This is a genomic window from Bradyrhizobium sp. HKCCYLS3070 (assembly GCF_051167575.1).
Classification (GTDB): Bacteria; Pseudomonadota; Alphaproteobacteria; order Rhizobiales; family Xanthobacteraceae; genus Bradyrhizobium.
Map to the genome: position 1 here is coordinate 78,360 of NZ_JBNPTI010000003.1, position 25,587 is coordinate 103,946.

Below are 25,587 nucleotides of genomic sequence, written 5' to 3' on the forward strand. Positions count from 1 at the left end.
GTGAGGTGTCGGTGACTTGGAGAATCAGGCCGCGCGCATCAGGCTGCGCCTGTTGCTGTTCGCCGCCGACGGCGTCCGCCGCATCAGCGTCGTGGCGACCAACCCGTGAATGATTCTGAGCCTGGTGCCGCCCTCGGCATTGGGCATGACCTGGAACGTCACGATGCTCTCCAGGAACGGCGGTTCGTGGTCGCGCATCCGGTAGCGGACTTCTTCGCCGGGCGTCGCGGAGATTGGCGCAGCATCGGCGAGGTCGCCGCGCGGCAGCCAGTTCTCGCGCAGCGCAGGAATGCTGATGGCACGCCAGACCTTCTCCGGCGGCGCGTCCAGTTCGTAGTCGAGCACCAGATCGTCGCTCTGCAGGTCAGCCTTGATATCGGTCATTGGTCCATGTCCTTCAGCACGGCCTTCAACGCATCGACCCGCGACGGCCAGTAGGCACGGTACTTCGCCAGCCAGCGCGCGATCTGCGCCAAGCCCTCCGGATCGACCTCATAGTTGACGAAGCGACCCTGCCGTTCTTCCCTCACCAATCCCGCGCTTCGGAGAACCGCGAGGTGCTGGGACATCGCCGGCTGGCTGATCGTCAGACCCTCGCGAAGCGCGCTGGCATTCATGCTGCCGTTCGCCAGCTTCTCGAAGATCGCGTATCGCGTCGGATCAGCCAGGGCCCTGAAGATGTCACTCTCGATCATGCCGACACATAAGCATAAACTTATGTGTCGTGCAAGCGTCGACGACGTGGATGTTGGCGTTCCCTATCGCCGTCCACCGCCGCGCTCCCTCCCCCCTTGTGGGGGAGGGTTGGGGAGGGGGGTAGCTCCGGGCGACCGTCTTCGTGGCCACCCCCCTCCCTAGCCCTCCCCCACAAGGGGGGAGGGAACGTACCTTTCGTGTGGCAACACCGTACTACCAGTCTCGCAAATGCAATGAGACGCGAAATGCAATGAGACCTACCCCGCCGGCACCTCGCCAAAGTTCTTGCCCACCGGCAGCACGGCGTGGCGGATCAGGCGCGAGTCTTCGACCGCCGCCTGGCGATGCTTCACCGCCTCGCGATAGACGGGATCGCGGATCATCTCGACGAAGGCTTGCACGCTCGGATATTCGGCGATGAAACAGTGGTCCCAACGTTCGTCCTGCGGACCGATCAGCATCAGCTCGAAGCGGCCCTGCCAGACGATGCGGCCGCCGAGGCGCTCGAACACCGGGCCGCTCTCGCGGCCATAGGCGGCATAGGCTTCCGCGCCGCTGACCTTGCGTCCATCGGGATAGGCTGCCTCCCTGCGCAGCCGCACCAGGTTCAGCATGTGGATCGGCCCCGGGCGGTCGTTCTCCCGAAACTGCGCGAACACCTCCTTGGTGGGATCGATATGGCCCATGAACTCCCTCGCCTGTTGTTGTTTACCTTGGCTTAACCATAACGCGGCGTTAGCGGCGCGAAACTCCTAATCGCGCGTTAAGGTCTTTCTAACTGCCCCTTAAACTCCGGACGTTACCGTGGTCGGACGGCGGGGTCGCGGGCTCGGGTTGCGTATGGCGCGGGGACGGAAACAGGGCGGCGGACGCAAGGAGCCGCGATTCGGTCTTGCGGCCGCGATGGCCGATCTGCGCCTCGACCCCAAGGATCGCATTCCCTCCGACGACACGCCCAAGAAGTCAGTTGCAAAGACTGCAAAGAAAAGGCCGGTCGAGCCCGACGACGAGGACGATGTGCCGGCGCGCGAGCCGAAGGCCTCGACACCGAAACCAAAGCCGAGACGCGGCAAGTCGCGCTGGGGAATGTCGATCGGGCGCATGTTCTACTGGGCGCTGGTCTGCGGCCTGTGGGGCGTGATCGCGCTGGTCGGCGTCGTGATCTGGGCCGGCGCGCATCTGCCGCCGATCCAATCGCTGGAGATCCCCAAGCGGCCGCCGACGATCGAGATCGTGGGCTATGACGGCACCATGCTGGCGCAGCGCGGCGAGATGGCCGGCGCCAACGTCGCGCTGAAGGATCTGCCGCCCTATCTGCCGAAGGCGTTCATCGCCATCGAGGACCGCCGCTTCTACCAGCATTTCGGCATCGACCCGATCGGCATCGCCCGCGCCGTCGTCGCCAACATCCTGCATCGCGGCGTGTCGCAGGGCGGCTCGACCCTGACGCAGCAGCTCGCCAAGAACCTGTTCCTGACCCAGGAGCGCACGCTGGCGCGCAAGCTGCAGGAGGCGGAGCTGGCGCTGTGGCTGGAGCGCAAATATTCCAAGCGCGAGATCCTCGAGCTGTATCTCAACCGGGTCTATTTCGGCTCGGGCGCCTACGGCGTCGAGGCCGCGGCGCAGCGCTATTTCGGCAAGTCGGCGCGGCAGGTGACGATCGGCGAAGCCGCGATGCTGGCAGGTCTCGTCAAGTCGCCGTCGCGGCTGGCGCCGAACCGCAACCCGGAGGGCGCGGCCAAGCGCGCCCAGACCGTGCTGGCGGCGATGGCGGAGGCCAAGTTCATCACCGAGGCCCAGGCGCAGGCCCAGATCGCGCATCCATCCGTCGCGGTGAAGCCGGCCGGCGCCGGCACCATCAACTACGTCGCCGACTGGATCGGCGAGGTGCTCGACGACCTCGTCGGCCAAGTCGAGGAGTCGATCGTGGTGGAGACCACGATCGATCCGAAGCTGCAGAGCGTGGCGGAAGCGGCCATCATCGACGAGCTCGCGGCGAAGAGCGTCAAGTTCAACGTCAGCCAGGGCGCGCTGGTGGCGATGACCCCCGACGGCGCCGTGCGCGCCATGGTCGGCGGCCGCAACTATGCCGACAGCCAGTTCAACCGCGCCGTAACCGCCAAACGCCAGCCCGGCTCGGCGTTCAAGCCGTTCGTCTATCTCACCGCGATCGAGCAGGGCCTGACGCCGGACACGGTCCGCCAGGACGCGCCGCTCGATCTGAAGGGCTGGAGGCCGGAGAACTACACCCGCGAATATTTCGGCCCGGTGACGCTGACCCAGGCACTGGCGATGTCGCTCAACACGGTCGCCGTGCGCGTCGGCCTCGAGGTCGGACCGAAGAACGTGGTGCGGACCGCACACCGGCTCGGCATCGCCTCCAAGCTCGATCCCAACCCGTCGATCGCGCTCGGCACCTCCGAGGTGTCGATGATCGAGCTGGTCGGCGCCTACGCGCCGTTCTCCAATGGCGGCCTCACCGTCTCGCCGCATGTGGTGACGCGGATCAGGACGCTCGACGGCAAGCTGCTCTACATGCGCCAGACCGAGCAGCCGGCGCAGGTGATCGAGCCGCGCAACGCGGCGATGATGAATCAGATGATGCAGGAGACGCTGATCTCCGGCACCGCGAAGAAGGCGGAGATCCCGGGCTGGATCGCTGCCGGCAAGACCGGCACCAGCCAGGATTTCCGCGACGCCTGGTTCATCGGCTACACCGCGCATCTCGTCACCGGCGTCTGGCTCGGCAATGACGACAACTCGCCGACCAAGAAGGCGACCGGCGGCGGCCTGCCCGTCGAGGTCTGGACCCGCTTCATGCGATCAGCGCATCAGGGCGTGCCGGTCGCGGCGCTGCCGAACGCGCAGGGCTCGGGCCTGGTCCCGACCCTGGCGCAGATCGCCTCGCAGATCACGGCGCCATCCGCGCCGGCACCGAGCGCACGCTCGGCGCCGCCGAGCCGCGGCAACGCGCGGCCGGAAGCCGCCGCGGGTCTCGACGGCTGGCTGGTGGATCGATTGTTCGGTGGAAGGCGCTGAGCCGGCGAAGATGAGGTGAGAGGCGCATCCGCGAGGGGATGCGCCCTTCTCAGCTCGCGGCTGCGGCGATGGGACGCGCTGCCGGCTCGGCGGTTGCCGCGCCGGACGCTCGGGCCAGTTTGCGCCCGATCTGCCGCAGCATCAGGCTCGCCCGCAGCGCGCTGTAGTCCAGCAGCCAGCGGCTGAAGGCACTGGCGGCCATCGGCCGCGCGAACAGGAAGCCCTGCATTGCATCGCAACCGAGCTCGGCCAGCAGCTTGCGCTGCGGCTCGGTCTCGACACCTTCGGCGACCACCGCCACGTCGAGGCTTTGGCCGACGCGCACGACCGCGGTCACGATCGCCCGCGTGCCGCTGTCGTTCTCGAAATCGCGCATGAAGCTGCGATCGATCTTCAGCTCGTCGATCGGCAGCTGGGCCAGTCGGCTCAGGCTCGAATAGCCGGTGCCGAAATCGTCCAGCGACAGGCCGACGCCCATGTTGCGCAGCTCGTTCATGGTCGCGATCACGGTGGCGCGCTCGTTGAGGATGACGCCCTCGGTGATCTCCAGCATCAGCATCTTCGCCGGCAGGTCGTTGGCGGCCAGGATCTGCGCCACCATCGCCGCCAGGTTGACGTTCTGGAAGTTGATCGGCGACAGGTTCACCGAGATGCAGGGGATGTCGAGACCGGCGCGGCGCCACGACGCCATCTGCTGGCAGGCCAGCTTGATCGACCACACGCCGATCTGCTCGATCAGGCCGCATTCCTCGGCGAGCGGAATGAACTTGGCGGGCGAGACCTCGCCGAGCACCGGATCGTGCCAGCGCGCCAGCGCTTCCACGCCGTGGATCGCGCCGTCGCGGGTGCGGATCTGCGGCTGATAGTGCAATGTCAGGGCCTCGCTGGCGATCGCCTCGCGCAGCGCGGTCGAATGCATCAGCCGTTCTTCGGCGAGCTTGTCGATGTCGGCGCTGAAGAAGCGGTAGGTCGCCCGGCCGCCGCGCTTGGCCTTGTACATCGCCGCGTCGGCCTGCTTGATCAGGGTCTCGATGTCCTTGGCATTATCAGGATAGAGGCTGAGTCCCATGCTCGCCGACATCGGCACCTGGCGCTTGCCGATCGTCAGCGGCATCGCCAGCGCGGCGGTGATGCGCGCCGCCGCGAGCGAGGCTTCCAGGGCATCGCGGTTCTGCAGCACGATCACGAACTCGTCGCCGCCGAGCCGGCCCAGCATGTCGCCGGGGCGGATCTGCGCTCGCAGGCGGTTGGCGAAGCCGACCAGGAACTCGTCTCCGGCGGCATGGCCCAGCGTGTCGTTGACGTCCTTGAAATTGTCGGCGTCGAGGAAGGCCACGGCGACGTGTCCGCCGTCCGGACACGCCTTGATGGCTTCGGCGATCAGCGACGGGATGCGAGCCCGGTTCGGCAGGCCCGTCAGCATGTCGTGATAGGCGACCTGTGAGATCGTCGAGCGGACCTCCTGGCGCTCGATGGCGAGCGCACCGAGCTGGACGCAGGCGGCGACGATCTGCTCGTGCCAGGGACTGGGGCCGCGGCATTCACGGAAGTAGAAGGCAAAGGTGCCGATGACGCGGCCATCCTTACCCTTGATGGGCGACGACCAGCAGGCACGCAGGCCGGCGGCGAGCGGGCCGGCCTTGTAGGGTTGCCAACGCGGATCATTATCGATGTCGTGCGACAGCACCGGCTCGCAGAGATAGGCGGCGGTGCCGCAGGAGCCGACGTCCGGCCCGATCGCGACGCCGTCGAGGCTGGCCGAATAAGCGGGCGGCAGGCTGGGGCCGCCGAGCGGATGTACGTGCCCGTCGGAATCGACGTGCAGGATCGAGCAGACGGCGTCCGGAGCGAGCTCTTCGACCCGGCGGCACAGCTGATCGGCGATGGTCGTGATCGAAACGTCGGACGCCAGCGACGCCATGATCAACTGCTGCAGCGAGCGCAACTGCTTGGTCTCCCGGATGTCCGTGAGCAGCCCGAACAGATATCTGACCTTGCCCCGCTTGGTCCGGTGCGCCTTGACATAGGCGGTCGTCCAGATCTCGCGGCCGTCCTTGTCGTAGACCAGCACGTCCTCTTCGATGCCACGGTCGTCCTCGAGGCATTGTCTCAGCCGGTCGACGATGGCGGGATCGGTGCAGGGGCCGATCAGCAGCTCCTCGGCGCGGCGCCCGATCGCCTGTTCAGGCGTGTAGCCGAACAGGCTGGCAAAGGCGGCGTTGGTGTAGAGGACGTTGAGATCGCGATCGGTGACGATGACGGCCCGGTTGGTCCGGTCGGCGACCGACGTCAGCAGCGCATTGCGCTCGCGCATGTCGACTTCGGTGGTCACGTCACGAATGAACAGCAGCGAACGGACCGGCTGGTCCTCCCGGCCCGGCGGGAGCGCGCACAGCGACAGGCGGAGGCGGGTCCACCCGCCGTCGGCATGGCGCATCGTCATTTCGCGGGCGTCGGACTGGTCCGCCTCCTGCTGCGCGTCGGTCGTCTCGTCGCACGCGATCGCCGGGATCAGATCCGCGGGCAGACCCAGACTTTCGAGGTCGACGCCGACCAGAGCGGCCGGCTCACGCCGCAGCAGCACCGACGCCGCCCGATTGGCGTGCTGGACGTGGCCCTGCGCGTCGAGAAAGAGAATCGCCTCGGAAACACCGTCGAGCGCGGCCGAGAGCAATTGTGTGGATGCGGCCGGTTGGAACTCGCTTGCAAGCATCGTTTGATTCGAGGCGCGCTGCACGTTTCGAGAGAAACGATCTGCGCTTTGGTTGCAGCGAACGACCCGGCAGCTCGCTGGGACGTCACCTTGGGTTTGATTGCGGTAAATCTGGCGAGCGCAGCGTTACAGCCACGTTAAAGCGCCGCCGAATTGGGCAATATCCTCCGACTGCAGGCGAGAAGGCTTAAGAATTCGATAGTCCGCAGGCGGGTTCTGAGCTCATCGTTGCAGATTGGAACCCGACGAAGAAATGGCCCGGACCAGAAGGCCGGGCCATTGGGATTCACATCGTCGAGCGGTCCGTCGTCGATACCTCAATCGTCGATGCCGTAGCGATGCAGGTCGTTGCCGCAGGTGTCGAGCCACTTCTTGGCGCGCTCGACCGAGGCGCAGATCCGGCCACACACCTTCCAGAACCGCGGCGAGTGGTTCATCTCGATCAGATGCGCGACCTCGTGCGCGGCGAGATAATCGAGCACGAAGGGCGGCGCCAGGATCAGGCGCCACGAGAACGACAGCGAGCCGGCCGAGGTGCACGAGCCCCAGCGGCTGGACTGGTCGCGGATCGACAGCCGCTTGACCTTGACGCCAAGCTGCTCGGCATAGGCGTCGGCCGCCTTCTGCAGGTCACGGCGCGCCTCGCGCTTCAGGAAGTCGAGCACGCGGCGTTCAGTGTGCTCGATCCCGCCGGCCACGCACAGGATCTTCTCGCCACTGTCTCGCGTCTCGGTCCACACCGTGCCGCGCTCGCCCGCGCGATGCACGATCTTGTGCGGCACGCCGCGAAGCGGCACCAACGTGCCCGGCAGGAACGGCGCCGCCTTCGGCAGACGTCCTAGACGGGCTGCGATCCAGGCGCCGTGACGCTGCGCGAAGTCTTTCGCCTCGATGATGGTGCCGCGCGGCGGCATCGTGAGGATCGCCTCGCGATCCGACGGATGAATTCTCAGGGTATAACGTCGCGCACGACGGTGACGCCGCAATCTAATCGAGTAGATTTGCGAGCCATGCTTGACGAGAAGACGCGAGGGTTCGGCGGGCCGCCGATAGAGTAGCGCGCGAGTGGCCATTTCTGTCAGTCCGGGGGGTAAGAGCTCGCCCGGATTTTGCCATATCCACCGCCAGGGAAAGCGCTCGGCGCAAAAACAAATCATTTGCCCAACATACAGGGGTTCAGGAGGTTCCGCACCCTAGCAGTTGGGCCTCGCGCGCCCCCGAAAACATGAATTCAGATTCAAAAGCATCGCTCAAGAAGCGACGCCACATTCACTGCTTGAGTCACTCCTGAGTTTCGGTTTCGACCGTCCCTTCAAAGGGTTACCGCGCAGCCGGATTCGGAGGCGCGGTGACCATCGTCTTCGCTCATTCAGCCGCAATGGCGAGCAGTGACTTCGGATCGGCTGCCGACAACATGAAATCGTTGATGCGCGGCACGATCTCCGACTTGAATCGCGAGCCGTTGAACACGCCGTAGTGACCGACACCCGGTTGCACGTAGTGAACCCGGCGGTGATCCGGGATCGACGAGCAGAGTCCGTGCGTCGCCTCGGTCTGACCGAGACCGGAGATATCGTCCTTCTCGCCTTCGACCGTCATCAACGCCACACGCGTAACCTTCGACGGATCGACCAGGGTGCCGCGATGGGTCATCTCGCCCTTCGGCAGCGCGTGCTTGATGAACACCGTCTCCACCGTCTGCAAGTAATATTCCGCAGCCAGGTCCATGACGGCGAGATACTCGTCGTAGAAGTCGCGATGCTTGTCGACCTGATCGCCATCGCCCTTCACCAGGTTGGCGAACAGCGCCTTGTGGGCGTCGACATGGCGGTCGAGATTCATGCTGATGAAGCCGTTCAGCTGTAGGAAGCCCGGATAGACGTCGCGCATCACGCCCGGATGCGGGAACGGCACCTTGGTGATGACGTGGTTGCGGAACCAGTCGATGCCGCGCTCCTGGGCGAGATTGTTCACGCCGGTGGGGTTGCGCCTGGTGTCGATGGGGCCGCCCATCAAGGTCATCGAGATCGGCGCAAACGGGTCACGCTCGGCCTCCATGACCGAGACCGCCGCCAGCACCGGCACCGCCGGCTGGCACACCGCCATGACGTGCATGTTGGTGCCGAGAAAGCGCAGCATCTCGATGACATAGTCGATGTAGTCGTCGAGATCGAAGCGGCCTTCGGCCAGCGGGACCATCCGCGCATCGGACCAATCGGTGATATAGACCTCGTGGGTCGGCAGGAACGCTTCCACCGTGCCGCGCAACAGGGTCGCGTAATGGCCGGACATCGGCGCCACGATCAGCAGCCGGGGCTGCGGCGCGCGCAAGGGGCGGGTCAGCTTGCGGTCGAAATAGAGCAGCCTGCAGAACGGCTTTTCCCAGATCGAGCGGACCTCGACCGGGGTCCGGATGCCGTTGACCTCGGTCTCGTCGAGTCCCCATTCGGGCTTGCCGTAGCGGCGTGTGGTGCGCTCGAACAGTTCGCAGGCCGCCGCGACCGATTTGCCCATCTGGGTGTGGGCCCAGGGATTGAGCGGATTCTGAAACAGGATCTTGGTGGCGTCGGTGACGGCGCGCGCCGGATTGAGCGAGGCATGCGCCATTTCGTACATCCAGTACATCGGCGTCGTCAGGACCGGACTGCCTTCCGACGCCAGGGGCGGTGCACCGCCAAACTCACCTATCGGCATTCTCGTTCAACCTCTCTGCAGCGCAGCATACTGCCGAATGCGTAATTATGCGTCAATGCGGTGGTGTACGAGAAGGTGCCTCAAAGCGACGAAAAAGCCCGGAAATCCACGGGAAAAGCGCAATTATTCCCCTGACGCCAGCAGCGAGCCGGCGCGGCGTGCGCTGCGCAAGAGAGCAATGAATGCCGCAAACGACGCCAGCAGCAGGGCGGCATTGAGCCCGAGCGCGGTCAGCATCAGGTCGGACCGGAAGACGTGATCCGCCAGCAGCGCGCGCATGCCCTCGAACACGTAGGTTGGCGGCAGGGACCAGGCAACCAGTTGCAGCCAGTGCGGCAGCACCTGAACGGGATAGTACACGCAGGCCAGCGGCATCAGCGCGAACATCAGTGTCCAGACGATGCTTTCGGCGCCGAGCCCGTTGCGCAGCACCAGCCCCGACACGAAGATGCCGACCGCCCAGGAGGTGAAGATCAGGTTGCAGAAGAAGGCGATCAGCGGCAGGCCGATGCTGTAGAAGTTGAAGTCGAAGAACCAGACCGCGATCAGGGTCATCGGAATGATGCCGATGGCCAGCCGGATCAGGCTCATCGTCATCAGCGCCAGCAGGAATTCGATCGGGGTCAGCGGACTCATCATCAGGTTGCCGATGTTGCGCGCCCACATCTCCTCCAGGAAGGAGATCGAGAAGCCGAGCTGTCCGCGGAACAGGATGTCCCACAGGATCACCGCGCCGATCAGGGTGCCGCCGGCGCGGGCGAAGAAGCCGGCATTGGCGGCGATGTAGGTCTGCAGAAACCCCCAGGTGATGATCTGCAAGGTCGGCCAGTACATCAGCTCCAGCAGCCGCGGCCAGGACGACAGCAGTAGATACCAGTAGCGCAGGATCATCGCGCAGATCCGGTGCGGGGCGATGCGGAGCGAAAGATCGTTCATTGCGCCGCCTCCCGGTTGCGGCCGCGGGCGACGTCGAGAAAGACCTCCTCGAGCGTCGAGCGGTTGTAGCGCGCCATGATCTGCGCCGGGCTGTCGTCGTCCTCGATGCGGCCGCGCTTCATGATGATGACGCGGTCGCATAGACGCTCGACCTCGAGCATGTTGTGGGAGGCGAGCAGGATGGTGGCGCCGCGGCGCTGTCGGTATCGCTCAAGATGGCCGCGCACCCAGTCGGCGGTGTCGGGATCGAGCGAGGCCGTCGGCTCATCCAGCAGCAGCAGCTCGGGATCGTTGATCAGCGCCTTCGCCAGCGCCACGCGGGTCTTCTGCCCGGCCGAGAGCTTGCCATTGGCCCGATCGATGAAGTCGCTCAGGTCGAGCTGCGCCGCGAGCTCGGCGATCCGCTCCTTGAGGTGGTCCACTGCATAGAGTCGGCCGAAGATGGTGAGGTTCTGCCGCACCGTGAGCCGCATCGGCATGTCGACATAGGGGCTCTCGAAATTCATCCGCCCCAGCACGGCCGCAGCCTCGTCCGGCATCCTGTGGCCGAGCACGGCGACCTCGCCCGAGGTCGGCTGCACCAGCCCCATGATCATCGCAATCGTCGTGGTCTTGCCGGCACCGTTGCCGCCGAGCAGCCCGGTGATGCTGCCCCGGCGGATCGCAAACGAGACGCCGTCGACAGCGGTCGTCGTCTTGTAGACCTTGGTCAGCCGCGACACGGCAATCGCGGGGGAAACCGAGCTGGAATCGGATGAGAGGGTCGGCACTGCGTCATCTTGCGTCATGGGAGGGGTTCATTGAGGCATTGTGCCGCAAACCGCAACAGGCCACCAACGGCGGGCCAGATTTGTCGCCGTGCTTGCGCGGCATTAGGTTCCCGTCATGACCGACGACGCCCTGATCATCGACACGCCCGACACCGACTATCGCCATCCGCGACAGCGCGTCCGGCTCGACACCATCCTGCGGCTGCGCTGGCTGGCCGCGCTCGGTCAATTGAGCGCGATCTTCATCGTGGTGCAGGGCCTGGAGTTCGACCTGCCAGTGGTGCCCTGTCTCGCGGTGATCAGCATCTCGGCGCTGCTCAATCTCGGCCTGCAGATCGCCTTCAACCCGATGCAGTTGCTGGAGCCGGCCCACGCCGGCGGCCTGCTCGCGCTCAACATCATCGAGCTGACGGTGCTGCTCTATCTCACCGGCGGGCTGGAGAATCCCTTCTCCTACATGTTCCTCGCCCCGGTGCTGATCTCGGCGACCGCCCTCCCCGTCCGCCTGACGATCATGCTCGGCCTGCTCGCCGTCACCTGCGCCACCGCCTTGTTCTTCATGCATCTGCCGCTGCCGTGGGAAGGCGAGGAGCCGCTGATCTTCCCGCCGATCTATCTGTTCGGTGTCTGGCTCTCGATCGCGCTCGCGATCGGGGTCACCAGCCTCTATGCGTTCCAGGTGACCGAGGAGGCGCGCAAGCTGTCGGACGCGTTGGCGGCGACCGAGCTGGTGCTGGCGCGCGAGCAGCACCTCACCCAGCTCGACGGCCTCGCGGCGGCCGCCGCGCACGAGCTGGGCACCCCGCTCGCGACCATCGTGCTGATCTCGCGCGAGTTGGAGCGCGCCCTGCAGGACAACAGCCAGGTCACCTCCGACATCAAGACCCTGCGCGAGCAGGCGCAGCGCTGCCGCGACATTCTCGGCAAGATCACCCAGCTGTCCTCGATCGGGTCGATGTACGACCGGATGAAGCTGTCGACCTTGATCGAGGAGACGGTCGCACCGCATCGCGACTTTGGCGTCGACATCAAGGTGCGCGTCGCGGTCACCGCGGCCAAGGAGCCGGTCGGCTCGCGCAACCCCGCAATCCTCTATGGCGTCGGCAACATCCTGGAGAACGCCGTCGATTTCGCGCGCAACGCCGTCGAGGTGAACGCCTGGTGGAACAACGAGACGGTCGAGATCGTGGTGTCCGACGACGGCCCCGGCTTTGCGCCTGATATCCTGAAGCGGATCGGCGAGCCCTATCTGTCACGCCGGCCCAGCGTCGAGGACGGCCCGGGAGGTAACCAGGGCGGCGGCCTCGGGCTCGGCGTGTTCATCGCCCGCACCCTGCTGGAGCGGACCGGAGCCAAGGTCTCGTTCAGCAACCGCACCTTCCCCGACCATGGCGCCGTGGTCCAGATCGTCTGGCCGCGGCGGCGCTTCGAGGCCAGCGAGGACGATGATGGCGAGGCGGAGCCGGAATGAAACCTCCGGGGCAGCCGCCGCTGGCGCGGTCCTGGCATACAGCAAACCGGCCCCGCGCGGCGTCACGCCGCAGACTGCGGCAACCCGCGATCTTGGCAGCGGCGACTCGGCAGACCATATGAGGATGGACCAGATCGTCTCGCAACCATCGAGCCTTCTTCTCAAGGATATGACCGTGGGCGCCATCGCCGAACTGACGAACCATCCGGACCGCTCTCTCCTCATCGTGGAGGACGACAAGCCGTTCCTGGAGCGCCTGTCGCGCGCCATGGAGACCCGCGGTTTCACGGTGACCTCCTGCGAGAGCGTCGCCGAAGGTATTTCACAGATCGGCAAGGCGGCGCCGGCCTTCGCCGTGGTCGACCTCCGGCTGGGCGACGGCAACGGCCTCGACGTGGTGTCGGCGCTGAAGCGCAAGCGTCCCGAAGCGCGCGCCATCGTGCTGACCGGCTACGGCAACATCGCCACCGCCGTGACGGCGGTGAAGATGGGCGCCGTCGACTATCTCGCCAAACCGGCCGATGCCGACGACGTCGTTGCAGCGCTGCTGTCGACCACCAGCGAAAAATCCGAGCTGCCGCAGAATCCGATGTCGGCCGACCGTGTCCGCTGGGAGCACATCCAGCGCATCTATGAGATGTGCAACCGCAACGTCTCGGAAACGGCGCGCCGGCTCAACATGCACCGCCGCACCCTGCAGCGTATCCTCGCCAAGCGCGCACCGAAATAGGCGGATTTTTTTGCTCGCCGCGGGTCAATGCGACTTCACGAACGCCTGCAACGCATGGAAGACGGTGCGCCGCGGGTTGCGGCTGCACCAATTGCGCATCCAGCTGTCGACCTCGGTCAAATCGAGCTTGATCTGCCGGCCCTCATCGCCGCGATCCGCGTTGATGGCGGACACGTAGCCCATCATCCACTGCTGATATTTTGAGATGGCGTTGACGTAGGGGCCGTCGCCACTGGTGATGGCCTTGTAGGTGCCGGGTGGCTGCTCCTCGGCGGCGGCGATGAAGCGCTCGCAGGAATCGGCGCCCACGCCCAGGACGTAGAACGCCATTTCCTCCGCGCGGACTCCGGTCGCGAAGAGCAGTGTCAACGCCAAGACCACCCGTCGCATCTGTCGTCCCTGTCCGCACCCCTGGGCTGGATACCGCTCGAGCCTTAAAAATGTTCCGGCATGTTGCGCCCCATGCGGGGCAATTGTCGGGCAGAGCCGGGGAAATTGCCAGGAGGCCGGGACGAGCGGATGTTGTCGCGCGCTGGCAACGGTCCTGAATCGGGCGCGGGCGGATTCACAGGTGGATCTGGAAGGCGCCACGATGCGCCGGCCCGATGTCAGCTCTCCCCCGTCAGCCGGGAGAAATCGGCCAGGACGGCAGCGATCAGCTCCCGATGCCTGGTATCCTGTTCCGCAAGGCTCGCGGCGTAGATGTTCAGGAGATAGCGCGCCTTCGCGGCGGCTTCCGGCCATGACTCGGCCGCGTTGGCGAGCAGGTGCTGCTCGAGAACAGCCTGCCGCTCGCGCAGCTCCCGCGCATGACTTTCGGCCTCTGCCAACGCGCGGCGGAGGTCCACGGCCTTCTGCGCGCTCATCCCGCGGTGCCTGTCGAGATCGAGCGGCTCGTCAGTCATCCGACGCACTCGCGTCGACACGCTGCGCGTCTGCAAGATCGACCGAGCTGATGGACAGCATCTCGACGGCAGCGGAGCGCGAACCGGCGACCGGGACCATCATCATTGTCGCAACCCGGCGGTAGGCAGCAAAGGACAATCCCTCGATCAGTTCCTCGTCCGTGACCACCTCGTAGGTGCCCTCGGGCAAGAGACGCTCGATGCTCCTGATCCGGAACGGGTGTTTGAAGGTGACGAATTCGCGCCGCGAGCGGATGCTCATCTGCGCCTACCTTTCGCAACGGCTGTCGCTGTCGCGACTTCGAAGTCTTTCGAAGCATGCGCCTTGCGGCCGGCAATAGCCACCGCTTTCTCATCAGCACGACGTGATGAGCGGCGTGGCGTCATCGGACCGTGTCGCTGCGCTTTGGTGCTCGCTATTGCAGGAGCCAGGGTGTATCAATGGCGATCACCGCCATTCCGACGGCATTCACCGGTGACTGAGGGTCACGAGCGCTCCCGCCGCAAACCACGCGAGGGGTAGCCAATGCTGCAGTTTCGTCTGAGCGAGTGGATCGTTCCACCCATTATCGTGCCGCTTCTGCTGATCCTTCTCGCGCTCGCAGTTGCCGCACTGCATTCGTAGATCCGACCACCGCGGCGCCCGCATCGGCAACCGGTGGACGACGGCCGCCCGGCCGACCGGCAGTGACGCTGCGCACGCAGGATCGACGGGGCGCTCGTCCGATGCGTTGAACCAGCTCCAACCCGAGTCGAGGAGACCGACATGGCCAAAGGTCAGCAAAAAGGCAATCGCGAAGCCAAGAAACCCAAGAAGGAAAAGCCCAAGAGCATTGCCGCAGCGCCGAGCCAGAAGGCCGGAGCATGGCAGCCGGATTTTTCCAGCGACAAGAAAAAGCGCTAGGGGATTTCCGGTCCTCATCAGTCTGGATGGTCTCCCGCACGCAAGGCCGTGCGCAATCAAGGCCGCGCGCAAGCAGCGACGACGCGGCCGACCGGTAGACAGCCCAAAGGACAGAACATGGCGCGCGAAACGATCTATGTCGTTCAGGCGTTCAGCGCCGGCCGGGGCGGACGCGCGAAAGCCGAGACGCCGATTGCCTGCAAGACGGAAGCAAGCGCGCTCCGGACTGCGGAACGGCTGGTGTCCAGCAAGGCAGGCGTCGTCGCGTTCTCATCCTCGGGCGATCCCGACATGGGCGACTATGACGATGAGCCGACGGTCTTCTTCCGCCACGGCGAATTGCCATCGGCTTTCGATTGAGATGCGCGCGCCCCCCCCCCTTTGTCGCCGGCGACCATTGCCGAACGACGCCCCTTGGATGACGTCCGCCCTCACCGCGGTGTCCTCCGAACCTGATCGGTCACACACATGATTGAGTTTCCAAATCACAGCCGCTCCTATGATCGCACGCGACGTGCCGTACGGTTCTGGGGCTATGACAGCGCGATGGAAGCGTCGTTCTTCGTCGACGAGGGTGCGTTGAGACGCCTTCAGCCCGACACCCGCCCCGACGAGTCGGGCTTTCTGACCGCTTTCGATTCCAACCGCGAGCGGATCTGCGCCGCCGCCGCCCGGCTCTATGTCCGCGGCAGCCGGGGCTCCTACGATCTCGTCGCCGCCAATTTCTGACGGCGATGCCGGCTGGGACCAATCCGCAAGGCCGGCGGTGATGCGCATCGGCTCTCAGCGATGCTGATGTCTCTCATCTCGAGACTCGTGACCTGACGGAGCCTGCGTCACCCACCCGGGCGGGGAACCACCGTCCAGGCGAGCGTAGTTGAGGATTGTCTAGAGATCCGCGTGGCCCTGCGGGTCGATCAGCCGGTTGATCCGCTGCGCCGCCGCGAGCCCGAAGCGTACCGTCATCAACTTGCGCGTCGGTGCCGGCAATCGGTGCTCAGGCGCCTCGCAGTGCAGGTGGGCGCCATAGGCATCGGCGACGATCAGGCCGGTGTCCTGCGGAAAGATCTCGCACGGCAGATCCTGCGTGAAGGCGAAGAACAGCCGGTCGCAATGGGCACGGTAGTCCTCCCATTTGTGATCCGCGCGCAGATCCTCGACCGACGACTTGATCTCGACGATCCAGATCTCGCCGCGCTCGTTCAGCGCCACCAGGTCGGCGCGACGGCCCGACGGCAGCGGCAGCTCGCTGATGGTGGCAAAGCCGAGCGAGCGCAGCAGGCGCGAGGTGCCGCGCGCGATCGCCAGCGCCGTCTCCGACTGGCGGCGGTCGATGGGAACGAGGCTGATCCTGGCGGCGGACGATTCCATTGCCGCAGCATAACCGATTCCAGGCGTCGCCCAAGCCCGCCGATCACCCGGGAACCGGAACCTGACGCCGGCCTTCCGCTTAACAAGCCGGCCGCCGGCCGGGCGGCGCAACGAGGCGCCGTCCATGATCGACGATCTCTGGTACAAGAATGCGGTGTTCTACTGTCTGTCGGTCGGCACCTATATGGACGCCGACGGCGATGGCATCGGCGATTTCAAGGGGCTGACGCGCCGGCTCGACTATCTGCACGGGCTCGGCATCACCGCGATCTGGCTGATGCCGTTCCAGCCCTCGCCGCAGCACGACGACGGCTACGACGTCGCCGACTATTACGGCGTCGACCCGCGCTACGGCACGCTCGGTGATTTCGTCCAGTTCACGCATGGCTGCAAGCAGCGCGGCATCCGGGTGATCATCGACCTCGTCGTCAACCACACCTCCGACCGGCATCCCTGGTTCGTCGACGCCCGCAGCTCGAAGCAATCGCGCTATCGCGACTGGTATGTCTGGTCGGACAAGAAGCCGGCCAATGCCGACAAGGGGATGGTGTTTCCCGGCGTGCAGAAGTCGACCTGGACCCGCGACAAGGAGTCGGGCGGCTGGTACTTTCACCGCTTCTACGACTTCCAGCCCGATCTCAACACCTCCAATCCGGAGGTGCAGGCAGAGATCCTGAAGATCATGGGCTTCTGGATCCAGCTCGGCGTCTCCGGCTTCCGCATGGACGCGGTTCCGTTCGTGATCGCGGCCAAGGGCGCCGATGTCAGGAAGCCGGTCGAGCAGTACGACATGCTCAGGACCTTCCGCGAATTCCTGCAATGGCGCCAGGGCGAAGCGATCATCCTGGCCGAAGCCAACGTGCTGCCGGAAACCGACATGGAGTATTTCGGCGACGACGGCGACCGCATGCACATGATGTTCAACTTCCACGTCAACCAGCATCTGTTCTACGCGCTGGCGGCCTCCGACACGCGGCCGCTGGCCGAGGCGCTTTATCAGACGAAGGCGCGGCCGGCCTCGGCGCAATGGGGCCTGTTCCTGCGCAATCACGACGAGCTCGATCTGGGACGCCTGACCAAGCCGCAGCGCGCGGCGGTGTTCGCGGCGTTCGGCCCGGACAAGAACATGCAGTTGTACGATCGCGGCATTCGGCGGCGGCTGGCGCCGATGCTCGGCGGCGACCGCCGCCGCATCGAGCTCGCCTACAGCCTGATGTTCACCTTGCCCGGCACGCCCGTGATCCGCTATGGCGACGAGCTCGCGATGGGCGACGATCTCAGCCTGGCCGAGCGCAATTGCGCGCGCACCCCGATGCAATGGTCGACCGAGCCGCATGGCGGCTTCACCAAGAGCGACGCGCCGGCGTCTCCGGTGATCGATCACGGCCCCTATGGCTATGATCACATCAACGCCGCCCGGCAGCGGCGTGATCCGAATTCCATGCTGAACTGGACCGAACGCATCATCCGCATGCGCAAGGAGGTGCCGGAAGTCGGCTGGGGCGATTTCGAGGTGATCGCAACCAGGGATCCGGCCGTGCTGATCATGCGCTACGACTGGCGCAACAACTCGGTGCTGTTCGTGCACAATCTCGACGAGAAGCCGCGGGAGATCAGCTTCGATGCCGGACTGCCGGACGATGGCGGGAAGCTGCTGATCAATCTGCTGTCGGAGGATCACAGCCAGTCCGACGACCGCGGCCGCCACACCCTGGTGCTCGAGCCCTACGGCTACCGCTGGTACCGCGTCGGCGGATTGGACTATCTGCTGCGGCGAAGCGATATCGAGACGAAGAGCCCGGTGAAAAAGCGGCGGAAGACGCGGCGGCGATCGACGACCAACTGATGACGGGCGTCTTCAAGGAGAACGGCTTCAGCCGCTCGGCTGCGCATCTCGTTCGTGAACGAGGCGCTGAATTTCGACCAGCGCCTCCAACGCCATTTCGCAGGAGGTGTCGACGAACTGCTCTCCGCGAGCCGTCAAATTGATGAGGTCGCGCATTTCCGCCTGGAACTGATATCTTGCCAGACTCAAACGATTGTGTGCGGCCGATACGACATCGCGGGTCATTGCCGGAGATTGCGCGATCTCGCCGAGCGCCGGTCGATCATAGAGATAGACCGCGGCAAGGTCGAACGTGTCGCGCGCCGTGTAGGTCGATGCACGATAGATCAACTTTTTCGTCGCAATCTCTGCCGGTCGCTCCGCCGGTATAATCCGGCCGCCGAAGCTCAACGGATACGTCGGATGATCCGTAAAGGTGGGCGCATTCAAGAAATCGATCTCACCTACGTCCCGGAGAATCAGCTTCAGATATTTGCCCGGCCATTGCCACGTATCGCAAAGGGCCTTCGTGACAGGATTCATGTTCGGCGCGAGCCGCTTCAGGGCCGTGCTCGAATCCAGAAAGATGTCGACGTCGTAGCTGATGCGATGATCGAAGCTCTGCGCCAGGGCCGTGCCGCCCCCGAACGTCCACGCCCCAAGGCCGCCCTCCAGGCTATCGAGGGACAGCAGCGCCTTCTGCATGAGGTCTTGCCACCTCGAAGGCCGCCATTTCCCTGACCCATCTCTCATTTTCGGACCCCACAACCTGCCAAGTGTCGATCGCCTTCGATAGTTCTTCGAACGTCACAGCCTTGTCGAGGACGAGATGATGGATCACAGAGGCATCAATTTCGTCAAAGAACGCCTGCACGTGGACACGCCATTTCGGCTCCAGTTTCTCGGCTTTGAGGCAGGCCAGCAACGTCGCCTCGCCAATGCGGACCGGCAGCGGCGTATTGATCGTGGTCACGGCCGCGGTGAGACTGTCAGACGTCGTCGGCGGCAGCGTATTCATCAGTTCGAACTCCCGCGAAGTACCGGTTTCGGAGACCAGTACACGTCATCTCCTTGAAGGCCGAAGATTCCCCGGCATCTGTCGCGCAATATGGCGCCGTTCGGTGGGAACCTCAACAATTCCGGGGACACGGCGGCACGGAAGACCCGAGCAATACGGCTGAAGGCGTCCAGCGAAGCCCTGCGATCGGGCCTCAACGACATCGATTGCGACGCGCCGCCCCCTCGCCGGAGAAGTGGCTACGTCCTCCTGCCGACGACCACGCCCTCATTGCCGCGCAGATCCAGCGTGCCGTCGATGCGCTCGCCGCCGCGGTCGAGCCAGGTCGAGAGCAGGATCTCGCCGGTAAGGCCGCCTGCTTCGATCGCGATGGAAACCGGCTCGCCGCCGAGATTGAGCGCGATGGTCAGCACCTCGCCGTCGTCTTCGCGGCGGTAGAGCAGGAGATCGCCTTGCGCCGCGACCGACCGATAGGACCCGGTGACGAGCACGCGGTGCTGCTTCCGCAGACGAATGAGCGCACGGGTGAGATTGAGGATCGAGCGCCGGTCGGCGGTCAGATTGACGACATTCTCATGCATGTAGTCATCGGCAACCGGCAGCCACGGCGCGGCTTGGCTGAAGCCGGCCTGCGGCAGCGCGCTCCATTGCATCGGGGTGCGGCAGCCGTCGCGGCCGACGCCGATGCCGGGCACGTTCTTCTCGAAGGGATCGCGCACCTGCTCCGGGCTGATGGCGACCTGATGCATCCCGATCTCGTCGCCGTAATACAGCGTCGGCGTGCCGCGCAAGGTCAGCAGCAGCATCGCCGCTACCCGCGCCTGCTCGGGCCCGACACGGCTCGCCACCCGGGGCCGGTCGTGGTTGCCGAGCACCCAGTTGGGCCAGGCGCCCGGTGGCAGCGCGGCTTCGTAGTCGGCGATGATCCTCTCGATCTCGCGCGCATGCCAGGGCGCGGACAGCAGCGCGAAATTGAACGGCAGATGCGCGCCGCCGAGATCCTTGCCGTAATAGGTCATCAGCCGCTCCAGCGGCAGGTAGATCTCGCCGATCAGCACGCGGTCGTCGAATTCGTCGATCACCTGCCGCATCTCGGCGACGACCTCATGCACTTCCGGTTGGTCGGCGGAGTAGCGCGACAGGATCTGCTCATGCGGCGGCCTTCCGCCGTGATAGTCGGGATTGGCCGGGTTGTCGCGAAACTCGGCGTCCTTGATGAGGTGCCAGATCACGTCCACGCGAAAGCCGTCGACGCCCTTGCGCAGCCAGAACCGCATGACGTCATAGATCGCCGCCCGCACCTGCGCATTGCGCCAGTTCAGGTCCGGCTGCTGCGCCAGGAAGGCGTGATAGTGGTACTGCCCGGTCTGGGACTCGAACTGCCAGGCGCTGCCGCCGAACTCGGACAGCCAGTTGTTCGGCGGCCCGCCATCGGCGGCGGGATCGCGCCAGATGTACCAGTCGCGGTGCGGGTCGTCGCGCGAGTGGCACGCCTGCAGGAACCAGGGATGCTGATCGGAGGTGTGGTTCGGCACGAGATCGAGAATGAGCTTGAGGCCGCCGTCATGCGCGGCCTTCACCAGCGCGTCGAAATCCTCCATCGTCCCGAACAGCGGATCGATGCCGGTGTAATCGGCGATGTCGTAGCCGAAATCGGCCATCGGCGAGGTGAAGATCGGCGACAGCCAGATCGCATCGACACCGAGCGTCAAGAGATAGGGCAGGCGATGGATGATGCCGGTGAGGTCGCCGACCCCGTCGCCGTCGCTGTCCTGAAACGAGCGCGGATAGATCTGGTAGAAAATCCCCTCGCGCCACCAGGCGCCCTGCTCCGCCATGTCGACCGCTTTCTGCTCGCAACGTGCGGCCCAACGCAGGAACCGGCGGCAGGTTCACAAGCCCCCGCCTTGGTCGCCCTGGCCGGAACGTCGAGCCGCCGCCCGCAGGTGTTTTTCACTTGGCGCATTGCGAAAAATCGGCATGCTGGCGCCATGACCGAGCAGAACCAGACCAGGGCGAAGGCCGGCGCGATGATCGTGCCCGTGACGCCGTTCGAGCAGAACTGCACCATCCTGTGGTGCGAGGCGACGAAGAAGGCGATCGTGATCGATCCCGGCGGCGACGTGCCGAACATCCAGGCGGCGATCGCGCAGGCCAATGTCACCGTGGAGAAGATTTGGCTGACGCATGGCCATATCGATCACGTCGGCGGCGCGGCCGATCTGCGCGATCAGCTGAAGGTGCCGATCGAGGGGCCGCATGTCGCCGACAAATTCCTGCTCGACAACGTCGTCGCCAGCGGCGCGCGCTTCGGCATCACGGGCGTGCGCGACGTGACGCCCGACCGCTGGCTCGAGGAAGGCGATACGGTCGAGATCGGCGAGCTCGTCTTCGACATCCTGCACTGCCCCGGCCATTCGCCGGGCAGTGTCGTGTTCTTCAACAAGGAAATGCGCTTCGCCCATGTCGGCGACGTCTTGTTCAACGGCTCGGTCGGCCGCACCGACCTGCCCGGCGGCAGCCACGACACGCTGATCCGCTCGATCAAGGACAAGCTGCTGCCGCTCGGCGACGACGTCGGCTTCATCTGCGGCCATGGCGCCGGATCGAGCTTCGGCCAGGAGCGGATGACGAACCCGTTCCTGACGGGGACCGTCTGACCCGCGCGTCTCTCGCGCGCGAGCCATGAACGGCTACGGCGCGTCTACTTCAGGCCGGCCGCTTGCAGGGCACGGTCGATCACGGCGGCGACGTTGATGGTCCGGCGCCGCGGCTTGGCGGTCGCGCCACTGCCGTTGATCGAAGATTCGCCGGTCGACGACTCCAGCCGTTTCGGCTCTGGGGGCTTGGAGACGGCCACGGGCTTGGACTCCGGCTTCTGGTCCGGCTTGGGCTTCGCCGCTTTCCGCGACTCGGATGCCGGCGCCTCGGGCGCGACCTTGGGCTGCGGGACCGCAGCGGATGCCGGTGCAGAGAGCAACATGCCGGTCGGCGACATTCGGGGCTCGACCACTTTGATCTCGGCTGGCTTGACGTCGACCGGCTCCGCAGCGGGGGATGGGGCGTCCGCCGCGCGTCGCAAGATCTTGGTCAAGGCCGGCACCGCCGAGATCGGCGACACCTGCGGGATCAGCTTCGTGCTCGGCGACGTCGTGGCCGCCTTGAGCGGACGAATCCAATCGGTGACGCCGAAGAATTTCGCGATGTGATAGGACGAGGAAATGCCGGCCTCGAGCAGGAACGGTCCGGCCTTGCCATAGCGCTTGTCGTTGGCCGCGAGCCCGATCGGCGTGCCATGCGCCATGTTGGAAATCGTGAACGATTCCACGACGGTCTCGCCGTCGGCATTCCACCATTGCTCATGCGGATAGCCGTTCACCTCGGCTGCGGCCATTGGCGCCAACGGCAGATGGTGCAGGTCCAGCCACTGCTTGACGATCTCGCCCGCATTGTCGGGATGCACCGTGTAGTCCGCTGTGCCGTGCCACACCGACAGCTTCGGCCACTTGCCGCGGTGGTTCGAGGCACGGCGAACGAGATCGCCGAGTTCGCCGGCGGGGCGCGCCGGCGGCATCCGCATCTGCAGGATCGCGTCGCGCATGCTGCGCGCGGTGCCGAACGGCAGCCCGGCGATGACGGCGCCGGCAGCGAACAATTCGGGATGCGCGGAGAGCAGCGCCATGGTCATCGCGCCGCCCGCCGACAGGCCGGTGACGTAGATGCGCCTGGGATCGATGGCATAGTCCGCCACCATGCGCGCGATCATCTCACGGATCGAGGCGACCTCGCCCTGGTCGCGCGTGATGTCCTCCGACTGAAACCAGTTGAAGCAGCGCTGCGGATTGTTGACCCGCTGCTGCTCCGGCAACAGCAGCGCGAAGCCGAAATGCTTGGCGAGCGTCGACCAGCCGGCGCCGAGATCGTACTCGGCGGCGCCCTGCCCGCAGCCATGCAGCACGACGACCAGCGGCGCCAGCGGCTGACGCTGCGCCGGCACATGGGCGAACATCTTCAGGCGCCCAGGATTGGTGCCGAAATGCTCGATCTCGATCAGCGGAGTCTCCGGGGCGCGACGCGGCTGACGATGAAAATCGGCAAATCCGGTGATGCTGTTCAGCTCGCGCAGCCGTCGCAAGTACTCAACATTTTCAGCGAGGGACAACGGCAAGCTCCTTAGGCATTCACGTATTCACGTCAGCGGGTAGACAATCCACCATCACCCAGATGGTTGCTGCAGTGCAAAAGAAAAAGCCCGCGAGACTGCGGACCTCAGCAATTTGATTGCGAATTTCGTTCTTGCTGCGATCTAAATGCCACGCCGAGGCGGCACTTCACGCAGCAATCACCGAAACGCGAACCGCGGGGCACGTCAATCGCCGCGAACGTGAGAGCGAGGCGCGCCGCAACCAGCAAGACCCGCACCACGCGCTCGACGGCATCATTCTTCATCACATGGCGAATCGCTCCGCGCGAATGAAGTGTGAGCACCGATCGGCGATCAGTAAACAAACAAATGGCAGCCATGCACCGGTCGCCGTGCGCGGCAAGATGATTGCCTCACACCGAGGCGCCAACTAGCCTGATCGGCAAGCAACAACGAATTCCGCTTGGGAGAAAACACACATGGCGCGGCTCAAATTTGGCGCTTTCCTCGCTCCGCATCATCCGATCGGCGAGCATCCGATGCTGCAATTCCGCCGCGACCTCGATCTGGTTTCTCAGCTCGACGAGCTCGGCTATGACGAGTTCTGGTGCGGCGAGCATCATTCCAGCGGCTGGGAAATGATTGCCTCGCCCGAGATGTTTCTCGCCGCAGCCGGCGAGCGCACCAAGCGCATCAGACTCGGCACCGGCGTCATCTCGCTGCCCTATCATCATCCCTACAACGTCGCGCAGCGGATGGTGCAGCTCGATCACATGACCGGCGGCCGCGCCATCTTCGGCTCGGGCCCGGGCGCGCTCGCCTCCGATGCCCACACGCTCGGCATCGATCCGATGACGCAGCGCGATCGTCAGGACGAGGCGATCGCGATCATCCGTCGCCTGTTCAACGGCGAGCGCGTCACCGCCAAGAGCGACTGGTTCACGATGAATGACGCAGCGCTGCAGATCCTCCCCTTGCAGGAGGAGATGCCGTTCGTCGTGGCATCGCAGATCTCGCCGTCCGGCATGACGCTCGCGGGCAAATACGGCATCGGCATCATCTCGCTCGGCTCGATGTCGACGCAGGGCCTGATGGCGCTGCCGCAGCAATGGGAGTTCGCCGAAGATGCTGCGAAGAAGCACGGCACGAGCGTGAGCCGCGCGAACTGGCGCGTGCTGTTGTCCTGGCACATCGCCGAGACGCGCGAGCAGGCACGCCGCGAGGCGGGCCCCGGGCTGATGCGCTGGCACAACGAGTATACCGTGGGCACCCTGATGCGGCCGGGCCTGAAGCCGTTCTCTTCGCCCGATGAAGCCGTCGACAAGACCGCCTTCGTCGACGGCGCGGCGTCGACGATCGGCACGCCCGACGATCTCGTCAAGACGATCAAGAATTTGATGCAGGTGTCGGGCGGCGTCGGTCACATCATCGGCTTCGTGCACGACTGGGCCAATCCGGAGAACACGCGCCGCAGCTGGGACATGGTCGCGCGCTACGTCGTGCCGGAGATCAACGGCTACATCGACGGGCTGCGCCGCTCGCAGAAATTCGTCATCGAGAACCGCGCCATCTTCGAGCGCGCCGGTCAGGCCGTGATGGCCAAGATCATGGACAACGACAAGGCCGCCGCGGCGCTGTCGCAGACGGGACCCGGCCGCGTCGCGATTCCCGCGGTGAATGCGCCGGACCTGCAGCAGGCCGCGGCGAAGCAGCGGGGGTGACGTCCGCGCTCCGCGTAGCACGGTCATTCCGGGGCAATCGTCAATGCGCCGTTGCGAAGCGGCGGCGCGTTGGCGATTGAACCCGGAATCCCGAGATTGTTGAAATGCCCGCAAGACGACAGCGAGATTCCGGGTTCAAGGCCTGCGGCCTTGCCCCGGAATGACGGTGTGCGGGGCAACGAGGAGGAAGCGCCGTTCGCCGCCCGCCGCGCCTACCTCACCGCCGCGACCAGCTTCCCGCAGTCGGCGATGGTCGCGATCTGCTTCAGTGTCTCGCGGAGCGCCGGCAGGTCGACGGGCTTCTGGAATTGCGGATAGACGACGAGCCCGAGCACGGTCGCGAGCCGGACGTGCTCCTCGCGCGTGGCGTCCTCGGCGCCGCTGATGAAGATCACCGGCGTGCGCGATTTCAGCTCGTTGAGCAGCAGCAGGATATCGGCGCCGCAGCGATCGCCGAGCGACAGATCCAGGGTGATGCAGTCGAAGGTCCGCTGGCGCAGCACCTCCGCCGCAGCCCCGACCGAGGTCACGCAGGTCGCCTCGTAGCCGCACTGCGCGGCGATCTTGCGCAGGATCGACAGATGCACCTCGGCATCCTCGATCACCAGCAACTGATTGCTCATGCCCTTGCCCTCGTTGTCTGCTGACCA

27 protein-coding genes are annotated in these 25,587 nt (G+C 65.3%); 10 read left to right on the top strand and 17 right to left on the bottom strand.

The features are described 5' to 3' along the window. Positions 1-24: 24 nt before the first annotated feature. From ACQR03_RS12925 to ACQR03_RS12935, 3 genes are all read right to left on the bottom strand, one after another. Positions 25-384 carry an SRPBCC family protein gene (locus ACQR03_RS12925; RefSeq protein WP_315715147.1) on the bottom strand — a complete coding sequence of 120 codons (360 nt, stop codon included), beginning with the start codon at positions 382-384 and terminating at the stop codon, positions 25-27. Next, positions 381-695: an ArsR/SmtB family transcription factor gene (locus ACQR03_RS12930; protein WP_315715146.1), complete on the bottom strand. Its 315-nt coding sequence runs from the start codon at positions 693-695 to the stop codon at positions 381-383. Before ACQR03_RS12930 ends, ACQR03_RS12925 begins: the two co-directional genes overlap by 4 nt. 258 nt (positions 696-953) lie before the next feature. Beyond that, the gene (locus tag ACQR03_RS12935; protein ID WP_316226064.1) at positions 954-1,382 is read right to left on the bottom strand and encodes a DUF1330 domain-containing protein; all 429 of its coding nucleotides are present in this window, start codon (positions 1,380-1,382) and stop codon (positions 954-956) included. A gap of 154 nt (positions 1,383-1,536) precedes the next feature. Between ACQR03_RS12935 and ACQR03_RS12940 the strand changes: the two genes are divergently transcribed. Continuing rightward, positions 1,537-3,735, top strand: a complete 2,199-nt coding sequence (locus ACQR03_RS12940) for a transglycosylase domain-containing protein (RefSeq protein WP_434841453.1) — start codon at positions 1,537-1,539, stop codon at positions 3,733-3,735. Positions 3,736-3,784: 49 nt separating this feature from the next. Here the strand turns inward: ACQR03_RS12940 and ACQR03_RS12945 are convergent, their stop codons facing one another. The 5 genes from ACQR03_RS12945 to ACQR03_RS12965 all read right to left on the bottom strand — a co-directional run bounded on the left by ACQR03_RS12945 (position 3,785) and on the right by ACQR03_RS12965 (position 10,866). Further along, the gene (locus ACQR03_RS12945) at positions 3,785-6,448 is read right to left on the bottom strand and encodes an EAL domain-containing protein (protein WP_316226062.1); all 2,664 of its coding nucleotides are present in this window, start codon (positions 6,446-6,448) and stop codon (positions 3,785-3,787) included. A gap of 317 nt (positions 6,449-6,765) precedes the next feature. Then, positions 6,766-7,605 carry a M48 family metallopeptidase gene (locus ACQR03_RS12950; RefSeq protein WP_315715142.1) on the bottom strand — a complete coding sequence of 280 codons (840 nt, stop codon included), beginning with the start codon at positions 7,603-7,605 and terminating at the stop codon, positions 6,766-6,768. 208 nt (positions 7,606-7,813) lie between these two features. Then, positions 7,814-9,142, bottom strand: coding sequence for a polyhydroxyalkanoate depolymerase (locus ACQR03_RS12955; protein ID WP_315715141.1), 1,329 nt, complete (start codon positions 9,140-9,142; stop codon positions 7,814-7,816). 123 nt (positions 9,143-9,265) lie between these two features. Then, a complete protein-coding gene (locus tag ACQR03_RS12960) occupies positions 9,266-10,078 on the bottom strand; it encodes an ABC transporter permease (RefSeq protein WP_316166291.1) in 813 nt (270 codons plus the stop codon). After that, on the bottom strand, positions 10,075-10,866 hold the full coding sequence (locus tag ACQR03_RS12965) for an ABC transporter ATP-binding protein (protein WP_315715139.1): 792 nt from the start codon (positions 10,864-10,866) through the stop codon (positions 10,075-10,077). Before ACQR03_RS12965 ends, ACQR03_RS12960 begins: the two co-directional genes overlap by 4 nt. A gap of 97 nt (positions 10,867-10,963) precedes the next feature. On the opposite strand from ACQR03_RS12965, the gene ACQR03_RS12970 reads away from it, so the two are divergent. Together ACQR03_RS12970 and ACQR03_RS12975 are read left to right on the top strand one after the other, a co-directional pair. After that, complete coding sequence (locus ACQR03_RS12970) at positions 10,964-12,319, top strand: ActS/PrrB/RegB family redox-sensitive histidine kinase (protein WP_315751897.1); 1,356 nt, start codon at positions 10,964-10,966, stop codon at positions 12,317-12,319. A 175-nt stretch (positions 12,320-12,494) separates the two neighbouring features. After that, positions 12,495-13,049 (top strand): ActR/PrrA/RegA family redox response regulator transcription factor, encoded by a 555-nt coding sequence (locus tag ACQR03_RS12975; RefSeq protein ID WP_315715137.1) that lies wholly within the window; start codon positions 12,495-12,497, stop codon positions 13,047-13,049. A gap of 24 nt (positions 13,050-13,073) precedes the next feature. Here the strand turns inward: ACQR03_RS12975 and ACQR03_RS12980 are convergent, their stop codons facing one another. From ACQR03_RS12980 to ACQR03_RS12990, 3 genes are all read right to left on the bottom strand, one after another. Further along, on the bottom strand, positions 13,074-13,439 hold the full coding sequence (locus ACQR03_RS12980) for a hypothetical protein (RefSeq protein WP_315715136.1): 366 nt from the start codon (positions 13,437-13,439) through the stop codon (positions 13,074-13,076). A 218-nt stretch (positions 13,440-13,657) separates the two neighbouring features. Continuing rightward, positions 13,658-13,954, bottom strand: a complete 297-nt coding sequence (locus ACQR03_RS12985) for a hypothetical protein (protein WP_315751896.1) — start codon at positions 13,952-13,954, stop codon at positions 13,658-13,660. After that, complete coding sequence (locus ACQR03_RS12990; protein WP_172115156.1) at positions 13,947-14,216, bottom strand: hypothetical protein; 270 nt, start codon at positions 14,214-14,216, stop codon at positions 13,947-13,949. The genes ACQR03_RS12985 and ACQR03_RS12990 overlap by 8 nt, the downstream gene beginning before the upstream one ends. Positions 14,217-14,720: 504 nt before the next feature. Between ACQR03_RS12990 and ACQR03_RS12995 the strand changes: the two genes are divergently transcribed. The 3 genes from ACQR03_RS12995 to ACQR03_RS13005 all read left to right on the top strand — a co-directional run bounded on the left by ACQR03_RS12995 (position 14,721) and on the right by ACQR03_RS13005 (position 15,587). Further along, the gene (locus ACQR03_RS12995; protein WP_172115158.1) at positions 14,721-14,858 is read left to right on the top strand and encodes a hypothetical protein; all 138 of its coding nucleotides are present in this window, start codon (positions 14,721-14,723) and stop codon (positions 14,856-14,858) included. A 117-nt stretch (positions 14,859-14,975) separates the two neighbouring features. Beyond that, positions 14,976-15,218 (top strand): hypothetical protein, encoded by a 243-nt coding sequence (locus ACQR03_RS13000; RefSeq protein WP_172134681.1) that lies wholly within the window; start codon positions 14,976-14,978, stop codon positions 15,216-15,218. Positions 15,219-15,326: 108 nt separating this feature from the next. Then, positions 15,327-15,587 carry a DUF1488 domain-containing protein gene (locus ACQR03_RS13005; protein ID WP_172115162.1) on the top strand — a complete coding sequence of 87 codons (261 nt, stop codon included), beginning with the start codon at positions 15,327-15,329 and terminating at the stop codon, positions 15,585-15,587. Between the two features lie 159 nt (positions 15,588-15,746). Here the strand turns inward: ACQR03_RS13005 and ACQR03_RS13010 are convergent, their stop codons facing one another. Then, the gene (locus ACQR03_RS13010; protein ID WP_315735358.1) at positions 15,747-16,229 is read right to left on the bottom strand and encodes an MmcB family DNA repair protein; all 483 of its coding nucleotides are present in this window, start codon (positions 16,227-16,229) and stop codon (positions 15,747-15,749) included. A gap of 124 nt (positions 16,230-16,353) precedes the next feature. Here ACQR03_RS13010 and ACQR03_RS13015 point away from each other — a divergent pair, with 124 nt between their 5' ends. Beyond that, positions 16,354-18,075, top strand: a complete 1,722-nt coding sequence (locus tag ACQR03_RS13015) for an alpha-amylase family protein (RefSeq protein ID WP_434841454.1) — start codon at positions 16,354-16,356, stop codon at positions 18,073-18,075. Between the two features lie 27 nt (positions 18,076-18,102). Here ACQR03_RS13015 and ACQR03_RS13020 read toward each other — a convergent pair whose 3' ends face one another. The 3 genes from ACQR03_RS13020 to ACQR03_RS13030 form a co-directional block, all read right to left on the bottom strand. Beyond that, positions 18,103-18,759 carry a nucleotidyl transferase AbiEii/AbiGii toxin family protein gene (locus tag ACQR03_RS13020; RefSeq protein WP_434841455.1) on the bottom strand — a complete coding sequence of 219 codons (657 nt, stop codon included), beginning with the start codon at positions 18,757-18,759 and terminating at the stop codon, positions 18,103-18,105. Then, a complete protein-coding gene (locus tag ACQR03_RS13025; RefSeq protein ID WP_315715129.1) occupies positions 18,731-19,072 on the bottom strand; it encodes a hypothetical protein in 342 nt (113 codons plus the stop codon). The genes ACQR03_RS13020 and ACQR03_RS13025 overlap by 29 nt, the downstream gene beginning before the upstream one ends. 239 nt (positions 19,073-19,311) lie before the next feature. Next, complete coding sequence (locus tag ACQR03_RS13030; protein WP_434841456.1) at positions 19,312-20,910, bottom strand: alpha-amylase family glycosyl hydrolase; 1,599 nt, start codon at positions 20,908-20,910, stop codon at positions 19,312-19,314. A 153-nt stretch (positions 20,911-21,063) separates the two neighbouring features. On the opposite strand from ACQR03_RS13030, the gene ACQR03_RS13035 reads away from it, so the two are divergent. Next, positions 21,064-21,732 carry an MBL fold metallo-hydrolase gene (locus tag ACQR03_RS13035; RefSeq protein WP_315751891.1) on the top strand — a complete coding sequence of 223 codons (669 nt, stop codon included), beginning with the start codon at positions 21,064-21,066 and terminating at the stop codon, positions 21,730-21,732. Positions 21,733-21,776: 44 nt separating this feature from the next. On the opposite strand, the gene ACQR03_RS13040 is transcribed toward ACQR03_RS13035, so the two are convergent. Next, positions 21,777-23,234, bottom strand: coding sequence for an extracellular catalytic domain type 1 short-chain-length polyhydroxyalkanoate depolymerase (locus ACQR03_RS13040; protein ID WP_315751890.1), 1,458 nt, complete (start codon positions 23,232-23,234; stop codon positions 21,777-21,779). Between the two features lie 134 nt (positions 23,235-23,368). Here ACQR03_RS13040 and ACQR03_RS13045 point away from each other — a divergent pair, with 134 nt between their 5' ends. Then, positions 23,369-23,650 carry a hypothetical protein gene (locus tag ACQR03_RS13045; RefSeq protein ID WP_315751889.1) on the top strand — a complete coding sequence of 94 codons (282 nt, stop codon included), beginning with the start codon at positions 23,369-23,371 and terminating at the stop codon, positions 23,648-23,650. Positions 23,651-23,695: 45 nt separating this feature from the next. Next, a complete protein-coding gene (locus ACQR03_RS13050; RefSeq protein WP_315751888.1) occupies positions 23,696-24,937 on the top strand; it encodes an LLM class flavin-dependent oxidoreductase in 1,242 nt (413 codons plus the stop codon). A 212-nt stretch (positions 24,938-25,149) separates the two neighbouring features. On the opposite strand, the gene ACQR03_RS13055 is transcribed toward ACQR03_RS13050, so the two are convergent. After that, positions 25,150-25,560, bottom strand: a complete 411-nt coding sequence (locus tag ACQR03_RS13055) for a response regulator (RefSeq protein WP_315751887.1) — start codon at positions 25,558-25,560, stop codon at positions 25,150-25,152. Between the last annotated feature and the right edge of the window lie 27 nt (positions 25,561-25,587).

What these genes read in the sequence shown, in the direction of transcription:
- ACQR03_RS12990 (WP_172115156.1), bottom strand. Translation starts at nt 14,216, where the DNA reads ATGAGCATCCGCTCGCGGCGCGAATTCGTCACCTTCAAACACCCGTTC.
- ACQR03_RS13030 (WP_434841456.1), bottom strand. Translation starts at nt 20,910, where the DNA reads ATGGCGGAGCAGGGCGCCTGGTGGCGCGAGGGGATTTTCTACCAGATC.
- ACQR03_RS12995 (WP_172115158.1), top strand. Translation starts at nt 14,721, where the DNA reads ATGGCCAAAGGTCAGCAAAAAGGCAATCGCGAAGCCAAGAAACCCAAG.
- ACQR03_RS12930 (WP_315715146.1), bottom strand. Translation starts at nt 695, where the DNA reads ATGATCGAGAGTGACATCTTCAGGGCCCTGGCTGATCCGACGCGATAC.
- ACQR03_RS12935 (WP_316226064.1), bottom strand. Translation starts at nt 1,382, where the DNA reads ATGGGCCATATCGATCCCACCAAGGAGGTGTTCGCGCAGTTTCGGGAG.
- ACQR03_RS13020 (WP_434841455.1), bottom strand. Translation starts at nt 18,759, where the DNA reads ATGCAGAAGGCGCTGCTGTCCCTCGATAGCCTGGAGGGCGGCCTTGGG.
- ACQR03_RS13055 (WP_315751887.1), bottom strand. Translation starts at nt 25,560, where the DNA reads ATGAGCAATCAGTTGCTGGTGATCGAGGATGCCGAGGTGCATCTGTCG.
- ACQR03_RS12980 (WP_315715136.1), bottom strand. Translation starts at nt 13,439, where the DNA reads ATGCGACGGGTGGTCTTGGCGTTGACACTGCTCTTCGCGACCGGAGTC.
- ACQR03_RS13010 (WP_315735358.1), bottom strand. Translation starts at nt 16,229, where the DNA reads ATGGAATCGTCCGCCGCCAGGATCAGCCTCGTTCCCATCGACCGCCGC.
- ACQR03_RS12985 (WP_315751896.1), bottom strand. Translation starts at nt 13,954, where the DNA reads ATGACTGACGAGCCGCTCGATCTCGACAGGCACCGCGGGATGAGCGCG.
- ACQR03_RS12945 (WP_316226062.1), bottom strand. Translation starts at nt 6,448, where the DNA reads ATGCTTGCAAGCGAGTTCCAACCGGCCGCATCCACACAATTGCTCTCG.
- ACQR03_RS13050 (WP_315751888.1), top strand. Translation starts at nt 23,696, where the DNA reads ATGGCGCGGCTCAAATTTGGCGCTTTCCTCGCTCCGCATCATCCGATC.
- ACQR03_RS13000 (WP_172134681.1), top strand. Translation starts at nt 14,976, where the DNA reads ATGGCGCGCGAAACGATCTATGTCGTTCAGGCGTTCAGCGCCGGCCGG.
- ACQR03_RS13005 (WP_172115162.1), top strand. Translation starts at nt 15,327, where the DNA reads ATGATTGAGTTTCCAAATCACAGCCGCTCCTATGATCGCACGCGACGT.
- ACQR03_RS13025 (WP_315715129.1), bottom strand. Translation starts at nt 19,072, where the DNA reads ATGAATACGCTGCCGCCGACGACGTCTGACAGTCTCACCGCGGCCGTG.
- ACQR03_RS12960 (WP_316166291.1), bottom strand. Translation starts at nt 10,078, where the DNA reads ATGAACGATCTTTCGCTCCGCATCGCCCCGCACCGGATCTGCGCGATG.
- ACQR03_RS12940 (WP_434841453.1), top strand. Translation starts at nt 1,537, where the DNA reads ATGGCGCGGGGACGGAAACAGGGCGGCGGACGCAAGGAGCCGCGATTC.
- ACQR03_RS13035 (WP_315751891.1), top strand. Translation starts at nt 21,064, where the DNA reads ATGACCGAGCAGAACCAGACCAGGGCGAAGGCCGGCGCGATGATCGTG.
- ACQR03_RS12925 (WP_315715147.1), bottom strand. Translation starts at nt 384, where the DNA reads ATGACCGATATCAAGGCTGACCTGCAGAGCGACGATCTGGTGCTCGAC.
- ACQR03_RS12970 (WP_315751897.1), top strand. Translation starts at nt 10,964, where the DNA reads ATGACCGACGACGCCCTGATCATCGACACGCCCGACACCGACTATCGC.
- ACQR03_RS12965 (WP_315715139.1), bottom strand. Translation starts at nt 10,866, where the DNA reads ATGACGCAAGATGACGCAGTGCCGACCCTCTCATCCGATTCCAGCTCG.
- ACQR03_RS12950 (WP_315715142.1), bottom strand. Translation starts at nt 7,605, where the DNA reads ATGATTTGTTTTTGCGCCGAGCGCTTTCCCTGGCGGTGGATATGGCAA.
- ACQR03_RS13015 (WP_434841454.1), top strand. Translation starts at nt 16,354, where the DNA reads ATGATCGACGATCTCTGGTACAAGAATGCGGTGTTCTACTGTCTGTCG.
- ACQR03_RS12955 (WP_315715141.1), bottom strand. Translation starts at nt 9,142, where the DNA reads ATGCCGATAGGTGAGTTTGGCGGTGCACCGCCCCTGGCGTCGGAAGGC.